A 16,127-nucleotide genomic window follows, 5' to 3' on the forward strand; every position below is an offset into this window, starting at 1 on the left:
TTTAAAAAAAAACAGATAAATCTAACTTTAGAGAACATTCAGTATATTCTTTTAAGAATATTATACGTTTATTTGTTTTTTTATTCAATAAAAAATCGACAAATAACTTTAGTAAAATAAAAGTTTAATCAATTAACTCGGTAAATCAAAAATGCAAATATTCTCTAATGGGTAAACGGGCAGACTTTTTCCCTTTTCTCGAATTAATGGATATTATATTGAAAACAGTAATTGAAACTTTCAAAAGATTTAATAGAACAAAAATAAGCAGCCGCCAAATTAGCGTGGCCGCTGCTTAAATGATTATTATGGAACTTCCTTATTGCCCTCTTCAATATCTAACATATCCAAAAGGAAGATGAAGATCGGTATCCCGATGATCAATCCCCATATCCCTAGGAAATGCTCTGAAAACAATAGGATGATGAAGGTGAAGAATGTTGGAAGATTTGTTTTTGCCGACATGAATTTCGGATTTAAAATATAGCTTTCAAGTGCATGGATCACAACAATCATGATTAATACAGCAATCACTTTGGGCATGCCGCCGATGCTATAGGCAATCATGCTAAGTGGAATGAGGGAGATGATGACCCCTGCAACCGGAATCAAACCCAGGAAGAAAATCATGATCCCTAGTCCGAGCAACTGCGGGAAGCCAAGAATCCATAAGAAAGTTACCGATAGGACGGCATTCGTAATGGCTATCAGGAACTGGACCTCAATCACCTTTCCGAATGAATTGATGAATTTGACGCCAAAGTGGCTTAAGTTTATAAAGAAAGATTTAAATTTGGCCCGCTTGAATTTAGAAGTGAAGCGAATGATTTTATCTTTTTCCAATAAGAAAAATAGACTGAGCAACATGGAAATGAAAACTTGAAATGCCAGTTTACCGAAATCGGATATATAAAGATAGAGTGTATTCATCTGTGTTTGAAGATCGAGCGGCGATCGCAGCTCGTTCATTATATTAATGGCATATTGAATGACCCTACTATCTGGTGGATGTTGAAAGAAGAAAACGATCTGTGTGACTAATTCAGTGAATTGTAGCGTAATGACCGGTAGATATTTATAAAGAACGATGGCTAAACAAGAAATGACGACTGCATATAAAAAGCTTATAACAACCTTAGAATTGATATGCATCACTTTATTCAGCCGACTCATGATAAATTGCTCCAGCCTTCCCATCAGGAAAGTGAAAACAAATGTGAATAACACGATATTAACCATACTTCCGATGCTTATTAAAAAGAGGACTAACACAATTAATGTAATTAACCTTGAAAAACCTTCGCTTTGCAAATACTCTTTTACCACTTACCTATCTCCTAACTACCATTCTGCCTTGATAATTCCTTCTACTTATTATTTTACACGGAATTGAGGGATTCTACTACAATTACCTTCCATTGACAACAAAATTTTTTGAATGATCAGTAATCCCCATGATGCAGACGTTAGTTAAGAGCTTTTTAGAACATCCGATTCTATAATTCCACTGTCATTCATGCATGAAAAAAACATCTGCCATGGGCAGATGCTAATCTTCATCCTTCACATCGATATCTTCGGGGATGGGTTCGTTATAATAATCCGCCAATTGCTTCTTATATTTTTCCATCTGTTCAAGATGCGTATTAAACTGCTCTTTAAAAATCAAATGCTGCTCACCGTCATAAACGGTGCGAATTTTATTTTGAACGATCAAACTTTCTATATAAGATTCCGGCATCGATAAATATTCCGCAGTCTCTTTAATTGTCAAGTACATGCCTTCACCCCTTTTCCATACTAACTATACTAGATTGGGGGCATTATTTGAAGTGCTTGATATTTGATTGAAAATCCCTTCAATTCCAAGGAAAGGATGAAACCGGATTCAGGGTTTTTGACATGTAACATCCCCAGCTTAATCGATTTCCGTAAATGGAACATTTTATACAAAATTCCAAACAACAACTTACAATCCCTTCCAATAGCATGTAAGATAATGTTAAAGTACTATATCCATATATTAAGAGGAGTGGACAAAAATGACCTTCTTTTATGTCATTCTTGCGGCAATTTTTGCTGTTTTCCTGGTCAATTTCGTTAAAGGGCTAAGTGAACCGGCTAAATTAGAACGCTATCAAAATGAATTCCGTAAATACCATGCGGAAACTTTAGATTTGCATGCAACGGAAATCGTTTCAGAAGCATTGATAGAAAAGCTTAATAAAGCACTGGATTTCAATTATATGGAAAAGGTCAATGCTGAATTCCGACTGAAGCATCCACGTGACTCACAGATAAAGGTCAATCAGGCTTGGCGTGAATTGAAACGCTATTTGATTATGGCTGCAGTGTTTGGAAAAGTTGAAATGTTTAATTCAGTCATCGATGAGTTATGGCATATCATGCTGAAATATAGACAGGAATATGATGAGTTTTGCCAGGCTTTCATCGGTAGGACCATTCATCACCATCCGCATTCAGAACCTGTTTTCAAACCCGAAGAGCGTACTCTTTTTGACTTTTACTATGTACAGCTATTTACGGTGGACTCCCATTCCATTCAAAAATGGGGTAAATTTTTCAAACATGATAAAGGGCAAACGCTTCTCCGCGATTTTGAAACGTTGGAGCTGGAGCAGTTAAAAGAGAAATATATGCGGAAACCGACAAGTATACAAGCGGAACGGACCTTTGAATCTTTCACTTCCCAATTTAAAGAAAATCGCCCTTTGACAGAATTGAATTGGCGGAAAACGTACGACCAGACGGACTACGCAGCTCCTGCCTATTTCACTTATGCAAGTACCGATGATCTTGACAGCGAATTTAAAGATATTTTCGGGAATGAACCGAACACAGTTTCCTCTGGATCCGGTCATGGTGGCGATCATAGCAGTTCCCATGACAGCAGTTCTGATTCCTCTTCTAGCTGTTCTTCATGCAGTTCTTGTTCGTCATGAGCTTTTCGCTTGGAAAAACATTTGAATAAACGCGAAAAAACCACTCTGTATGCTTTCAGAGTGGTTTTTTATGATTTTGATGATGTTCTCATAATGGATTTCTACTAATTCTTCACAAACTTTATCTCAGATGTTTTGATAGTCTTCAAAACCAGCTCCATGAAAAGTTAGATAGATTCTACTATGAGTTTGGTTTTTTCAGAAGATAATTCAAAATTGAAAAGATATTAACCAAAATTGGATCAATGTCCTCTATTAATTTTTATAGAATTTAATTTATAGCTTTTAGATTATTAATTAAAAGGAGAAGAAAAAATGAAAAAACATTTTTTAGCAATTTTAGTAACGATTTTAATGTTTTCCACTATTGCTCCAACATTTAGTTTTGCTGTTGGGAATAAGACAACAGTTAATATTGAAGAATATGTAAATATGACTAATGAATATTCAACTAATACAGCAGATTCAATGTTTAACAATTCATATGAATTTGCTACAGAAGAACCATCCTCAGGAGAGGTAGGTATTCAACCTGCTGGATTTAAAGGATGGGCAATACAGATTGGGATTGATGAAGCAGAGGGTGTTACTCAATCAACAATTAAATCACGATTAAATACTTATTTAAAAAATGCTGGGGTACCTTCTAAATATTCTTTACAAATTGCCGATGGTTTTTGCTCGGGCAATCACTTGGTTTATAATGTGATTATAATATTTTGTATAAAATTTAAATAAGTATATTTAATTTATTTTTTTTAAGGAGTTACAACTGATTTGGATGATAAAGAGATACGGAAATTCAGACCAGTTTTTGTATATGCAAATTGGGAAAACAAGAAAAAATTAGTACAAGGTTTAACTGAAGATCGAGTGAAATTAATTAAAGAATTAAAAAAGTATAGAAATGCCCTTTCACCATTTTTAATTAATGTTTTGCAAACTAATATAGATCAGTGGGAAATGGAAATTTATGATTGGCAAGAGCAGAGAAAGAGAGCTTTTAAGTGCTCTCAGTTTGTAGACAAAAGGGGTTCGGAATTTATAAATTCCGAACCCCTTTTGAGATTCCCTTTGAATTTTCGTCCAAGGTTAAGAGATTGGGGCTCTGCAAGCCACTCTTTTAGGCCATTATTAGACATTGCCATGACCAATTGGCTATCTTCTTCAAATTATAGGTAAGCATCACCTACATCGGAAATTTTTTAAGTCGTCTATTTCCTTCTTCATTAATTCCACCGATTGAACCAATTCTTGATCCTTTGTTTATTTTTCTCGAGAACCTCCTTCGATGTCCGGTTGTCTTTTTGTTTTTTCCATTCAAAGAAAGAGGCAATTCCGATAAGCAGCCCTCCGCCAATGATTAAATACAGCCACCATGGCATCTCGCTCCACATCGAATTGGTATTCATATAGACATTGAATAAAATGGTGCCAGTTCCAGCGATGAAATAGGATTTGTATTTCATCATGAAGCCAACGAGCATTGCTGCCAATGATACCGTTCCGATAATGAGCGCATCGTATAAAGTGTTGCCCGCCATTGCATCAATGATCAAGACTAAAAACAGGAGGAATACAATACCCATCTCGATATATTGTGTGATTTTGCCTTTAACAAAGATTTTCCTCAGCAGAATGGTGCTGACAATGAACAGCGGCAGTATATTTACCTCCTCCTCAAGTACAACTGGTATCGTGAATTGACCCGTGATGACCCAATACGGATAGAGACTGAATAATATCGCTGCAGCTAACTGGGTTTTTCTTTCCATCATTCCTGTCGTCGTGCTTCTCATCAAAATGAAATAGATCGGAATCAACAGTGCCACGATGATTTCCAGAAGGAAATGTGCTGGTCCCCCCATCAAAACATCCATGTTCATGGCAAGAAGAAACAGCAAGCCATAGACTCTGTAAAAGTCCAATTGAAGTCCTGCCCCGCCTTTAGTCAGCAGGCCTTTAAAGAATTTCCTGCTAAGCAGTACCATTATGGCTGCACACCCAAAAAGGACTGTCATACCAACGAAAGGCCGTAATGTGGCCGTATACATGATGATGGTCCAATACGGATACAAACTGATAATTCCCGTCAGCCAAACGTAGATGCCCTTTTCTTTTACATCCTTTGTGAAACTTCCAATCAAGATGAAGTAAACCGTGATCAAGAGTGAGACAAAAACTTCGAGTAACTGGCTTGATGTTTCAGTTACGGAAATTCCCCTATTCATGGCCAGTAAAAATAACAGGCCATATATCCTGTATCCATCGATAGTAATACCTGTATCTTCCTTTTTGATTAAGCCATTGAAATAACGTCGGCTTAAAAGCAGCATTCCTAACATACAGCTGAAAAGGACCATCAATCCCATTACAACCGATAGGCTGTCGGCATAGTCGACGATGATTAGGAAAGGATATAGACTGACTAGAGCAGCAATATTGGAATAGATTTTCCTCTCTTGCTTTTCCGTTGTTAAGCTTCTCAGGAAAATGAAATAAGCGGTTAACAAAAACGATACAAAGACTTGGAGTAACTGTTGATCATTATCATTAAAAACCTCCGCATTCATATCGATCACAAAGAATAAACCATAGATTCTGAAAGGATCAAAGCTGATGATGCCCGATCCGTTTTTCTTGAGTAACCCGCTGGAATACAGCCTGCTTAGCAACAACATTCCTGCCATACAGCCGAAAAGAACAGCCAAACTCGTGACGATTGGGAGTGTATGGGCATAGTCTATGATATTGATGAAAGGGAAAAGTCCGATGATGGCTGCTATTCCTGAGTAAATGCTTCTTTCTTTCTTATAGATCGTGAATCTTCTCATCAGGATAAAGTAGCTAGGCAACAGCAGGGAAACAAAAATCCCCAAAATCGCAGATCCTGTACCGTCCATAAACACTTCCAGATTCAGAGTACAGAGATATAACAAGCCATAAATCCGATAATAATCAATGACTCTTTTCGTTCCCTCTTGGTTGACCAATCCTTTGAAATGGCGACTGCTTGCAAACACCATCACAGCCATGCATATAAACAATACGATTATCGCAAAAACCAGAGGTAATGTATTTGCATACATATTGTAAAAAATGAACGCCAGGGTCAGAGGAACCACAACATAGTTCCGCCAATTCCTTTGCATGAGCAGATACCAGGCAAACAAGAACTGTCCAGTCATCACCCCTACCCAGACCAATTCGCGGTTAAGCGGAAAGTCCCGGATTGCCGTTTCCAAGATGGCTATGCTTATCCCTAAATGAATGAATGGAATAAGGTAATACTCCATGATGCCTTTCCAATTCTTATTGGATAACGCCCACAGAATGGTTATGAGTCCTGCTGTTATCATCATGCATATTGATTTAATGAATACCATTTGCTCCATGTTTACCACAAATAAATGGACCTGTAGGAAAAGGACTGAAAACCCTAGGTACGTAAAAACGTATTTTCCCCATTTCACATGCGCCCTAAAAGCACTCAAAATATAAATCAACAGTTGCGCAACATATAGGAACGGCGAACTTTCCGTTTGGGCAATGAGCATATATCCAACAGGAATCGCCAGTAAATTAGCAAGGTGACTTGCGTAAAAGAAGTACAGTTTCCCATTTTTTGAGTATTTCCCAAGCCATTCTCCTAATAGGAAAAAGATAATGGGGCCGATCAACACGAAAGCAATCTTCAACACCATTGAACCAAAATCAAAAACATCGTAGAGTGAAGCATATAAGCTGGCACTTGTAATTACGACAGGTACCCAAAATATGTGCTTCCGATGGATATGGACGGACCAACCATTTATTGCAGTAGCTACAGCAATCACTCCGCTTGCCTCCAAAGGATTCAGTGAATCGAATGGGATCCATATCAAGGAAAGGAAGGAAAGAATCTGTCCACTATATGCAAAAACAGGAAAGAATTTATGATATTCCTTTTTAAATGTATAAGCTGCACCAATTGAAATCAGCGAAACCCCCATTAAATAGAGGCTGACCGGGATATATGAACGGACCCACTCTAAACCTTCCAACAAATATGGATAGAAAGCAACCAAAGCCAAAACGAAAGTGATTGGAAATCCGTAAATGGCGTTTTCCTTCATATGCTTACTATCGTCTTTAATATATGTGATGAAGAAAAGTCCAGATATCATGGCGAGGGCTACGCTAACTGCAAGCCAATCCATTTCGCTGAATTTACTGGTCAGTATCACTAACATGGTCATTGGGGAGATAAGTAAGATACTCCGCTTAAACAGGCTGTACTTCGGGTGACTGTTATATAAATATAATCCAAGATATTGGATGACCTGAAGAACAAAAATCAGATTTAAACCGGTAGAAAAAGAGACTGGTAAAGCAAAGAAAAGGTATACGAACGCTAAGTTGAAAACAACAACAGCCGGGTACGTAAAGCTTGATTTTCTCGATTGAACGGAAACATAGACAAGCTGTGCGGATACTATCATGAGCGCGATGAATATTTGCGCATAGACTTCCTGGTACGCCATCGCGTTTATATATAAGAAAACGATCCCGCTCTCAATCAAACTTGTAAACATGAAATTCTTCGAAAGCTTAGTCATATTGAATTTGGCCAGATATTTTGAAAGAGCGGTAAAAATGATTGGTACAAGTGCAAAAGCAATGACCATGTATTCATTTAATAATGAATTAAAAACAAAATGGATATATCCATACGTAAAAACGGCACTAAAAGCCATTTCATAATATTTTTTTTGAAATTTTACGGCAAAAATTAAAAACAAAACAGAAAAGAACATCAACGTAAGTGAATACACCAAGTTACTAGAGAATAACGTCAAGATTACAAAGGCTTCAACGATGATCTTAAACTGGATGAATTGAAAAATGAATGGTTTGAATAACGTTAATGCTTTTTGATTTTTCAATTGCTCAATATTCCATAATAGAATTAAATTAAGAATGCCAATGGCCAAAAACATCCACTCGATAGTCGGCGTCACAAAAGCTAAACCGAAATAACAGGTAATGCCGAACGTGAATATGGAAATGAAAATGAATATTTTCGACTTAAAGTAGTGAGCAATCTTAAAATAAATGGCTAAGCAGAGTAATCCTCCAAGAAACCCCAGAAGCCCCCGCCCCCCACCATTGAGTGAAAGGTACTCTCCAAAAATCCGATAATATGAAGCTGATAAAATCGTAATCGGAATGAATAAACCCGCTAGCGTCAAGAATGCAAAAGCTGTCTGTTTAATTTTCAGCTTCGAAGCGATGAAGGCCATCCCCGCAAAAATGACGGAAACCATTCCTATGAAGAAAACTTTAAGGACCGCATTCAAATTCCCCCATGAAGAGGTTGCTAAAATCAATCCGCCGAACAGAAGTAATATGACCCCAGTAAGCAGGATGACAGAGATATTCCGTTCCCTGATTTGCTCAGGTGTTTTCTTCAGCTTTGCCTGTTTTACTGGTTTCTCCAGCTTGAATGCCTGCTGGTCAATAACCGGTTTCCTATCAGTGATCTCCTTGACAGGTTCAAGCCTATCCTCCAAAACGGATTCAATAGGATCATACCCGGCCTTCTCATTCTTCATTATCGATTCTTTCAATTTCCCAGATTCCCGTAATTTCAATGAAGATTCTTCAATCAGGCTATCTTGAACCTTCATCTCGGCACTTTCACCGATAATCGTTTCATGTGCTTGGATGGACTTCTTTTTTTCATACTCTAAGCGCTTTTGTTTATGGAGGGCTAATTGGAAATGCCGATTGTATGCCCTGCTAATCCGGATATATTCTGATTTAGGGATGAGCCGCCTTTCCCATAAAACATCCAGCTCTTCTTGGAAAATACGCTTCCTTCTTTCTAATGTCATTTCTTCCTTTGAAGAATCATTCATCCCAAGATTCCCCTTCCTTCAAATAGACCTTCTATCATCTTATGTATATTCTCTTTTCGATAATAACAAAGTTTTTCCATTTTTTAAATATTCAGGATGATACGTATATGAAACAACGAAGCCAGTGGTGTTCCTCCTGACTCATAAAAAAGAATGACTTCCATTGAAGCCATTCAGCGTCTTTGCATTGATTTTACTTTATCCTCGCTCCTGATAATGCATAAATAAACGATCATTGAAATGAAAATCGAGGCGGCTGCCGTGATATAGATGCTCCTATAGCCGAAGAGGAAGCCTATCTGCCCGAACACGATGGCACCTATGCCCACTCCAAGATCGAAAAATGAAAAGTATGTTGCATTCGCCATCGCCTTCCGATTAGGTGCCGTCTTTTCAATCGACCATGCCTGCAGCGCCGGCTGGACAGAACCGAATCCAAATCCATAAAGCACTGCCGCAATGTAAAGGACCGCTTCACTCGGCATCCACGCAAGCAGCAGCATCCCAGCCATGATGAGTACTGTTGAAGGCACGAATATGGCTCGATGTCCCCTTCGGTCATATAATCGACCCGCGAATAATCTCGTGACCATGAGGGCCATTGCATATACTAAAAAGTACCACTGAATCCCATCTACACCTTTTTCCGTTGTATACAGGGGAAGGAAGGTTGCAATTCCACCGAATGTAACGGAGATGAAGAAAATGAGCAAAGATGGCTTAAGGGCACTTTTTTCATATATGTCAAACCTTTTGGCTCTGACAGCCGCCGAAGAATCACATTCCACTTTTTGATACCGAATAAGTGATGCTGTAATGATGGCAAACAATCCTAATAATGAGCAGATTAAAAACAACTCTTGAAAAGGAAGGACCGTAACTAGAAAAAGACCCAATGATGGCCCGAATGCCAGTGCTAAGTTACCCGATAATCCGTAATACCCCATCCCCTCACCACGCCGTTTCGCAGGGATTATATCGGAAGCAATCGTTCCTGAAGCCGTTGAAGAAAATCCCCAGCCGACGCCCTGTACAATCCGCATCATGAATAACAAGCCGATGCTCCCCATAAAACCGAAGGAACCCACTGACAATGCGAAAATGGCTAACCCGATAAGAAAAACGATGCGTCTTCCCTTCGTCTCCAATAATCTGCCGGCAATTGGCCGAACAAGCAAGGCCGAAAAAGTGAAGATTCCAAGGACAGCCCCCACCAGGCGGTCGTCACCACCAAGCTGCTCAACAAACAGCGGGAGGGTCGGCATCGTCATTTGAAACCCCATGAAGATGCACATATTTGCCAAACAGATCATGATGAAATCACGTGTCCAGATTTTATCAGTCCCTCTTACCCGTTCATCCACTAAGGTTTCCCTCATATCCCTTCACCTTCCAATTAAAATAGTCATTGCCAGTTTACTAAAATTGGTTAAAATAAGCGAATGATTTATTTCGTGCACCTAAATATATATATATAAATAAAAGCCCAGTATGACACTGGACTCCCCCCTTTAACATTCATAATGAAAAGCTGACATAACCATTTCCGTCCACTTTCCTTCCGTATGCAAACTAACAATTTAGGTTCGCCTTGCTGTAATACATAATACCATTGCTTCTATTCATCATTCATACAGCGAAACGACTCCGAATCCTTTTAATTGAAACGAATCCCGCCAATCTAATTGAATTTCCTTAAATTCAAAATTCCATTAAACAACCCAGGAATCAACCACTCTGCTAGTGAGGAATGGTAGTATCGCCCTATCTTAGTGTATCCCATATCTTTCATCTACCCGCCCGAACGAGTTTCTGTTCTTTTCTTCGCCGTTTATCTTGATACATTTTTTGATCCGCTTCTTTGAATAAGCTATCCATATTCCCTTTGGAATGCGAACGGTAAGCATGCCCGATTGACATACTGATGTGAGGGCCTTTTTTTAGGGAGTTTTGCAGAAGGATTTCTTCCTTTAATAATTCACAAAGAGATTCTACTTCTCGCTTGCTTCTATCAATCAGCAGTATGGCAAACTCATCCCCTCCCACTCTTGATACAACAGCGATGTCCGAGAAAATCCGTTTCAATAGATTGGCCGCTTCTTTAATCAATTCGTCCCCTTTCTTATGGCCATACGTATCATTCATAAATTTCAGCTCATCTAAATCACACAAAATCATGGCAACCGGAGTGTCAAAATCCAGATTGGATTTCGCAGAAATATTATCGAAAAACTGTCGATTATGGATATTCGTTAATGGGTCATGGGACATTTGATACTCAATATCCTGTATGAATCTCACTCTTTCATCGATATTCCGAATGATTCCTTGAACGGCTACCAATCGCTCTTTTTCATATATTGGTGTAGCATATTCCTCGAACCACAAATAATTCCCCTCGATATCTCGCCAGCGCTGAATGACCGGCTTAGTATAATCAATCCCAACGTATATCTTTTCATTTAGGATTTCAAAGTCATCAGGATGAATCCTTTCAAAAGGCGAGGAAGGGTCATTGTATGCTTCTTCCAAGACACCTTGACCTAAAAGTGTATTGATGGATGGACTTAGATACCTGAACTTGGAACTTGGATTTGATTCGTAGCAGTAGATGATATCCTTAGAACTTTCCACTATATTAAAAACCTTTTTTTGCTCTTCGAATCCTTTCTTCAGATAGTCCTTTTCCCTTTTCTTGCGAGTGAAGATCGTACATTTAAATATATCTAATGACAATTTATTGAATTTCATTCTACAGCCCCCATACTTTTGAAGTCATTTTCCAAATTTTTTTCCTTACACTTGATGGCGGACTTACACGGTTCATTCGTTACTTTTAACATAATTATCCTTTATATATTATAATTCCAAAACATCTAAAAGGAAAAACTTTAAAAGTTTTTCCTTATTTCCTGAGAAAGGGGACCGCTTCTAGCAAATTACCCACGCTATGATAAACTGAAAAACGGAAGAAACACTAGCATCTTTTCTATTATTATTGGAAGCTCGTTTAATTCTCTCCAGCGCTTTGGTACTTTGTTCCAATAAATATTGACTTCTGTTTATGGTTCATTTCTAAATCGGCATCACCATAAGCCATAGGCTGTTCATGAAGATGAAATGGCCGCATAATTGAAAAAGCCGATCCCAATTGGATCGGCTTTTTCATGCTTCACGACTATTTCGTTACCTCGATTTTCCCATTATTCGTTTCCAATTTAATTAAGTTTTCGCCTTTTCCAATGACAGTATTGCCCTCATGCTTACCAAGGATATCTACTTTCCCATTGTCGACATGAACATCGAAAGTTGTATTTGTCGGTTCTTTCTCCGTTTTAATCATGATTTTACCATTATTACTTTCGAGGTCGATCTCCCTATCCAAGTCTTTCGTGACCAATGTGATTTTACCGTTATTCGATGACCCAACCAGTTTTCCCTCTACATTATTAAGATCTACTTTTCCGTTAGCAGATTTCACTTCAACTTTTTCAGTTATTATATCATTCAGTTCTACCCGGCCATTTTGAGATTTCACATTTAGATTTTCACTTTTCAATCCTGATATTTGCAATTTACCATTATCGGACTCGACGACAAAGGATTTATAAGATTTATCAGGTACAAATACTTTTAAATGTAAGGATTGTATATGAAAACCAAAGCTAAAGGTACTTCGGTCTTCTAATTTTACCGAAAGCTTCTTTCCTTCCACATCTGCAGTGAAATCCAACTTGGAAACATTCACCCCTTTTGAAACCAACTCAATCCGGGTCTCCCTATCCTTCGTTGGAATAATCTCTACAGCTGCATTGTCAGTGTCGATTTGAATGTCCGTCACGATCTCTGAAATCGTTTTTTCCTCTGTAGTCGCTTTCTTATCCGTCACTTGGGAAAACGTAAACAGACTTCCTATTACTCCAATCAATAACAATACAAGTGCAATGATTGATAATTTCTTAACATTAATCATTTTTCAAACCGCCTTTCACAAGGGAAGCGTTAAATTTTAAATAGCGAATGAACCCTTTGGTTAAAGCACTCGTAGCAACAAACATTCCCATGGCAATGAAAATGCCAATCCCGCTTAGTCCCAATGCGAAGAACAGGTCGAATAATTGAAAGTTACCTATCGCAAGGTTGAAAAGAGCGCCAAACGGAGCAAGAATGAACGCTATCGCCGATGTCCATCCTGCAATGACAACTCCGAGCAATGCTATAAAAGGTCCCAAAACGATCACTAAATTAAAGAATCCCAAACCAATGACTGCCCAAACTGCCCGCATTACATTACCGGCAGAAGTCGTTTGTTCGACCTGGCCAAGATGATAGGTTGCCATCAGCTCCTTGGAAATCTGTTTAGGATTCCCAAGGGATGTGGAGATTTCCTGCTCTGACTTCCCTTTTTCCATTCCAATTGCGAAATACTCTTCGTAATCTTGGAGGATATCTTCCCGTTCCTCTAAGGAAAGTCTGGTTAAAGAGGCATTCAATTGTTTTAAAAACTGTTCTTTATTCATTGGTTCACACCTTCCTTGATTAATTGGTTGACCCCATTGGAAAATTCATTCCATTCCATCAGCAGCTCTTGAAGGTATCTCCGGCCTTTGTCGGTTAACTTATAATACTTGCGCGGAGGACCTTCTGTTGATTCTTGCAAATAAGTCGTAAAATACTCTTCCTTCGTCAATCGTCGCAAAAGTGGATATACCGACCCTTCCGATATTTCAATTTGATCCGAAATCTTCTGTACAAGTTCATAACCATAACGATCCTGCTTATCCAATAAGACCAGGACACACAGTTCCAGGACACCCTTTTTAAATTGTACATTCATAGCCCCATCACTCCTTCCAAGAGTCTTTTAGTATAGTTCAATAAACAGTACTGAACACCGAACAATACATCATATGTAAATAATTTACCACATGGTATTGTTTATTGCAAGGTACTGAAAATATTTTTTTGGTCTTACATGCATTCCAATTAGGGTAGAAGAAAATTAACATTATATTCAAAGCTGCAAGAGAATACGATGTATAATAGTAAAATGTGGAAGGGGGAGTTACTTTGGCCAACAAAGAAATAACGAAAAAGCAATTCGAGTTTCTTGAACATGAATTTAATTACCTTGAAAAGGAAGGAGTCATCTCCCAGCAAGAGAAAGTGAGGATGTTAGGTGCCTATGATGTAAAAGGTAATTTGAGCTTCATCACTATTCTATTATCCATTGGGGCACTTCTTTTAGGTTTAGGCGTATTGACCTTCGTAGCCAGTAACTGGATCTATTTAAGTAAAGCGGTTAAATTCCTGCTTATCATAGCATGCCTCATCGGAGTGAACTTTGCTGGGGTGAAGGTACAGGTACGCTTTCCCAAAACGTCACGAAGTCTGCATTATGCAGGTATTCTGATTTTTGGTGCAGGAATTTTTCTAATCGAGCAGATGTTTAATATTACCATAAATTTCAACAGTTCCTTTTTATTATGGGCGATCGGAACGGTATTCATTGGATACTATTTAAAGGATGTCTTCATCCTCCTTTTTACATCTTTCCTGCTTTTCATTTATATTAACGGAAGTATATTCGTTGATGAAACGTCTTATCCGCTTGCCATTCTTATATTTCTACCGGCTTTATACATTTTGTTAAAGAAATTCGATTACCCTAAATATCTGACCTTTTTCACTAACGCTTTAGCCATAAATACAATTGCCTTATTTCTTATGGAATTCGTGCCGAAGCTTGATGTTGAAAATTCGAATACGATTGTGCTTTCCATTCTGTTTGTACTGGGAATCGTGCTTGCCTATATTCCTGTAAGAGCCAAATTACAAAACATCACCCACATACAAGGGCATATCTTACACGGTATTACGGCACTCTTCCTTACCTTTGATTTTTCTATCTGGTTCCCTTTAGCTTATTTCGTTTTTCTGCTTTATCTCATTCTAAAAGGCAGTTTGACCAGCATCGTGATAATATGTGCACTGATTTTCAGATATTACATCTACTCCTTTGACTTCCTGCCAAAATCGCTTACATTCATCATTGGAGGAATCATGCTTATCGGATTTGGCTTCTTCTTTGAAAATCAACGAAAAAAAGGAGGGGAACTCAATGAATAATCCATCATTCCGTCCACTCTTCATATTTTCCATTCCAGTCTTGATTCTGTTAGTCTTGGCGATTCCTCCGGTCTGGACAACAATGACTGGAGATGTAATCAAGATCAAAACAGCCCCGGTTGATCCGACTGACTTGTTTAGGGGAAGCTATGTGGCTTTGAAATACGAAATTGAATCCGTTAAGCCATCCCAAGTCGATGACTCGATTAAAACCGAGTTCAACACAAGGAATATGGGTGATTATAAAAAGGTATATGTACGTTTAAAACAAAACTCTGATGGACTATACGATGTTGATTACGTAACGAAAGAAAAACCCACCAAAGGCGTTTACCTAAAAGGGGAATTGGAAATCCCATATGAGCTGCAAAATCCGGAAACCCTTCAGATCAGATACGGTCTGGACAATTATTTCGCATCCGAAGAAAAGGCAAAGGAAATAGAGAAGGACGCATTGGCCAATCCTTCAGTGGCCGTGGTAAAGGTCCGTAATGGCAATGTTGTTTTAACGGATATCATCATTGAATGAATGACCCCGGATATGACTAGCAAAAAGAGCATCGGATTTTCGATGCCCTTTTTTTGCTCGACTTTTTTCATATGGACATCAGCTTGTTACTTAATGACTCGTTTTGCCCCTATATATTTTTCTTTCCAATACTTATCACTCATTTTGACCACCTTGACCCCTTTGGTTGTGGTCCCGACAAATGTACCATTTCCATAATAGATTCCTACAAAAGAGACCTGCCCTTTCTTACCTGTGGCATAGAAGACCAAATCACCCGCTTTTAAGTCTTTTTGTTGCAAAGCCTTTCCGATTTTATACTGTTCGGCACTCGTTCTTGGAATCTTCATTTCTGTCGCGGCATTTTTATATACATACTGGGTAAGACCGCTAGCATCAAATCCTTTTGGTGTCGTCCCCCCATATTTATATTTGCTCCCCACCTGCTTCTTTGCCAAAGCGGCAACTTCATCACCATAATTGATAGAGGCAGAAGCATTAGCCGGACTGAATATGAATGCCGCCATCAATACTCCGATTAAAACTATGGCTGCAAGCCATTTTGAAACTGGTAAACTATAACTCATCCTTTTTCCTCCCCAAACTGAAAATGAACCACAATTTTAA

The 16,127-nt window shown here is 38.5% G+C and carries 15 protein-coding genes; 5 read left to right on the plus strand and 10 right to left on the minus strand.

Annotated features, from left to right (window positions below; all coding sequences use genetic code 11):
- Window positions 1-306: 306 nt before the first annotated feature.
- Together QUF94_RS23415 and QUF94_RS23420 are read right to left on the minus strand one after the other, a co-directional pair.
- Complete coding sequence (locus QUF94_RS23415) at window positions 307-1,326, minus strand: AI-2E family transporter (RefSeq protein ID WP_289317941.1); 1,020 nt, start codon at window positions 1,324-1,326, stop codon at window positions 307-309.
- 223 nt (window positions 1,327-1,549) lie between these two features.
- Complete coding sequence (locus QUF94_RS23420) at window positions 1,550-1,780, minus strand: excisionase family DNA-binding protein (RefSeq protein ID WP_289317942.1); 231 nt, start codon at window positions 1,778-1,780, stop codon at window positions 1,550-1,552.
- 262 nt (window positions 1,781-2,042) lie between these two features.
- Between QUF94_RS23420 and QUF94_RS23425 the strand changes: the two genes are divergently transcribed.
- The 3 genes from QUF94_RS23425 to QUF94_RS23435 all read left to right on the plus strand — a co-directional run bounded on the left by QUF94_RS23425 (window position 2,043) and on the right by QUF94_RS23435 (window position 4,145).
- A complete protein-coding gene (locus QUF94_RS23425) occupies window positions 2,043-2,963 on the plus strand; it encodes a glycine-rich domain-containing protein (protein WP_289317943.1) in 921 nt (306 codons plus the stop codon).
- 315 nt (window positions 2,964-3,278) lie between these two features.
- On the plus strand, window positions 3,279-3,701 hold the full coding sequence (locus QUF94_RS23430; RefSeq protein ID WP_289317944.1) for a hypothetical protein: 423 nt from the start codon (window positions 3,279-3,281) through the stop codon (window positions 3,699-3,701).
- A gap of 39 nt (window positions 3,702-3,740) precedes the next feature.
- Window positions 3,741-4,145, plus strand: a complete 405-nt coding sequence (locus QUF94_RS23435; protein WP_289317945.1) for a hypothetical protein — start codon at window positions 3,741-3,743, stop codon at window positions 4,143-4,145.
- A gap of 47 nt (window positions 4,146-4,192) precedes the next feature.
- On the opposite strand, the gene QUF94_RS23440 is transcribed toward QUF94_RS23435, so the two are convergent.
- From QUF94_RS23440 to QUF94_RS23470, 7 genes are all read right to left on the minus strand, one after another.
- Entirely contained in the window at window positions 4,193-8,863 is a 4,671-nt protein-coding gene (locus QUF94_RS23440; RefSeq protein ID WP_289317946.1) for a hypothetical protein, read from the minus strand.
- A gap of 173 nt (window positions 8,864-9,036) precedes the next feature.
- Window positions 9,037-10,242: an MFS transporter gene (locus tag QUF94_RS23445; protein WP_289317947.1), complete on the minus strand. Its 1,206-nt coding sequence runs from the start codon at window positions 10,240-10,242 to the stop codon at window positions 9,037-9,039.
- A 409-nt stretch (window positions 10,243-10,651) separates the two neighbouring features.
- Entirely contained in the window at window positions 10,652-11,614 is a 963-nt protein-coding gene (locus tag QUF94_RS23450; protein ID WP_289317948.1) for a sensor domain-containing diguanylate cyclase, read from the minus strand.
- Between the two features lie 259 nt (window positions 11,615-11,873).
- On the minus strand, window positions 11,874-12,032 hold the full coding sequence (locus tag QUF94_RS23455; protein WP_289317949.1) for a hypothetical protein: 159 nt from the start codon (window positions 12,030-12,032) through the stop codon (window positions 11,874-11,876).
- Window positions 12,033-12,041: 9 nt separating this feature from the next.
- The gene (locus QUF94_RS23460; protein ID WP_289317950.1) at window positions 12,042-12,836 is read right to left on the minus strand and encodes a DUF4097 family beta strand repeat-containing protein; all 795 of its coding nucleotides are present in this window, start codon (window positions 12,834-12,836) and stop codon (window positions 12,042-12,044) included.
- Entirely contained in the window at window positions 12,829-13,383 is a 555-nt protein-coding gene (locus QUF94_RS23465; RefSeq protein WP_289317951.1) for a DUF1700 domain-containing protein, read from the minus strand. Before QUF94_RS23465 ends, QUF94_RS23460 begins: the two co-directional genes overlap by 8 nt.
- The gene (locus QUF94_RS23470; RefSeq protein WP_289317952.1) at window positions 13,380-13,700 is read right to left on the minus strand and encodes a PadR family transcriptional regulator; all 321 of its coding nucleotides are present in this window, start codon (window positions 13,698-13,700) and stop codon (window positions 13,380-13,382) included. The genes QUF94_RS23465 and QUF94_RS23470 overlap by 4 nt, the downstream gene beginning before the upstream one ends.
- 233 nt (window positions 13,701-13,933) lie before the next feature.
- On the opposite strand from QUF94_RS23470, the gene QUF94_RS23475 reads away from it, so the two are divergent.
- Window positions 13,934-14,992 (plus strand): DUF2157 domain-containing protein, encoded by a 1,059-nt coding sequence (locus QUF94_RS23475; RefSeq protein WP_289317953.1) that lies wholly within the window; start codon window positions 13,934-13,936, stop codon window positions 14,990-14,992.
- A complete protein-coding gene (locus QUF94_RS23480; RefSeq protein ID WP_289317954.1) occupies window positions 14,985-15,521 on the plus strand; it encodes a GDYXXLXY domain-containing protein in 537 nt (178 codons plus the stop codon). The genes QUF94_RS23475 and QUF94_RS23480 overlap by 8 nt, the downstream gene beginning before the upstream one ends.
- Window positions 15,522-15,607: 86 nt before the next feature.
- On the opposite strand, the gene QUF94_RS23485 is transcribed toward QUF94_RS23480, so the two are convergent.
- Window positions 15,608-16,087: a C40 family peptidase gene (locus tag QUF94_RS23485; protein ID WP_289317955.1), complete on the minus strand. Its 480-nt coding sequence runs from the start codon at window positions 16,085-16,087 to the stop codon at window positions 15,608-15,610.
- Between the last annotated feature and the right edge of the window lie 40 nt (window positions 16,088-16,127).

The organism is Peribacillus sp. NJ4, assembly GCF_030348345.1.
Taxonomy (GTDB): domain Bacteria; phylum Bacillota; class Bacilli; order Bacillales; family DSM-1321; genus Peribacillus.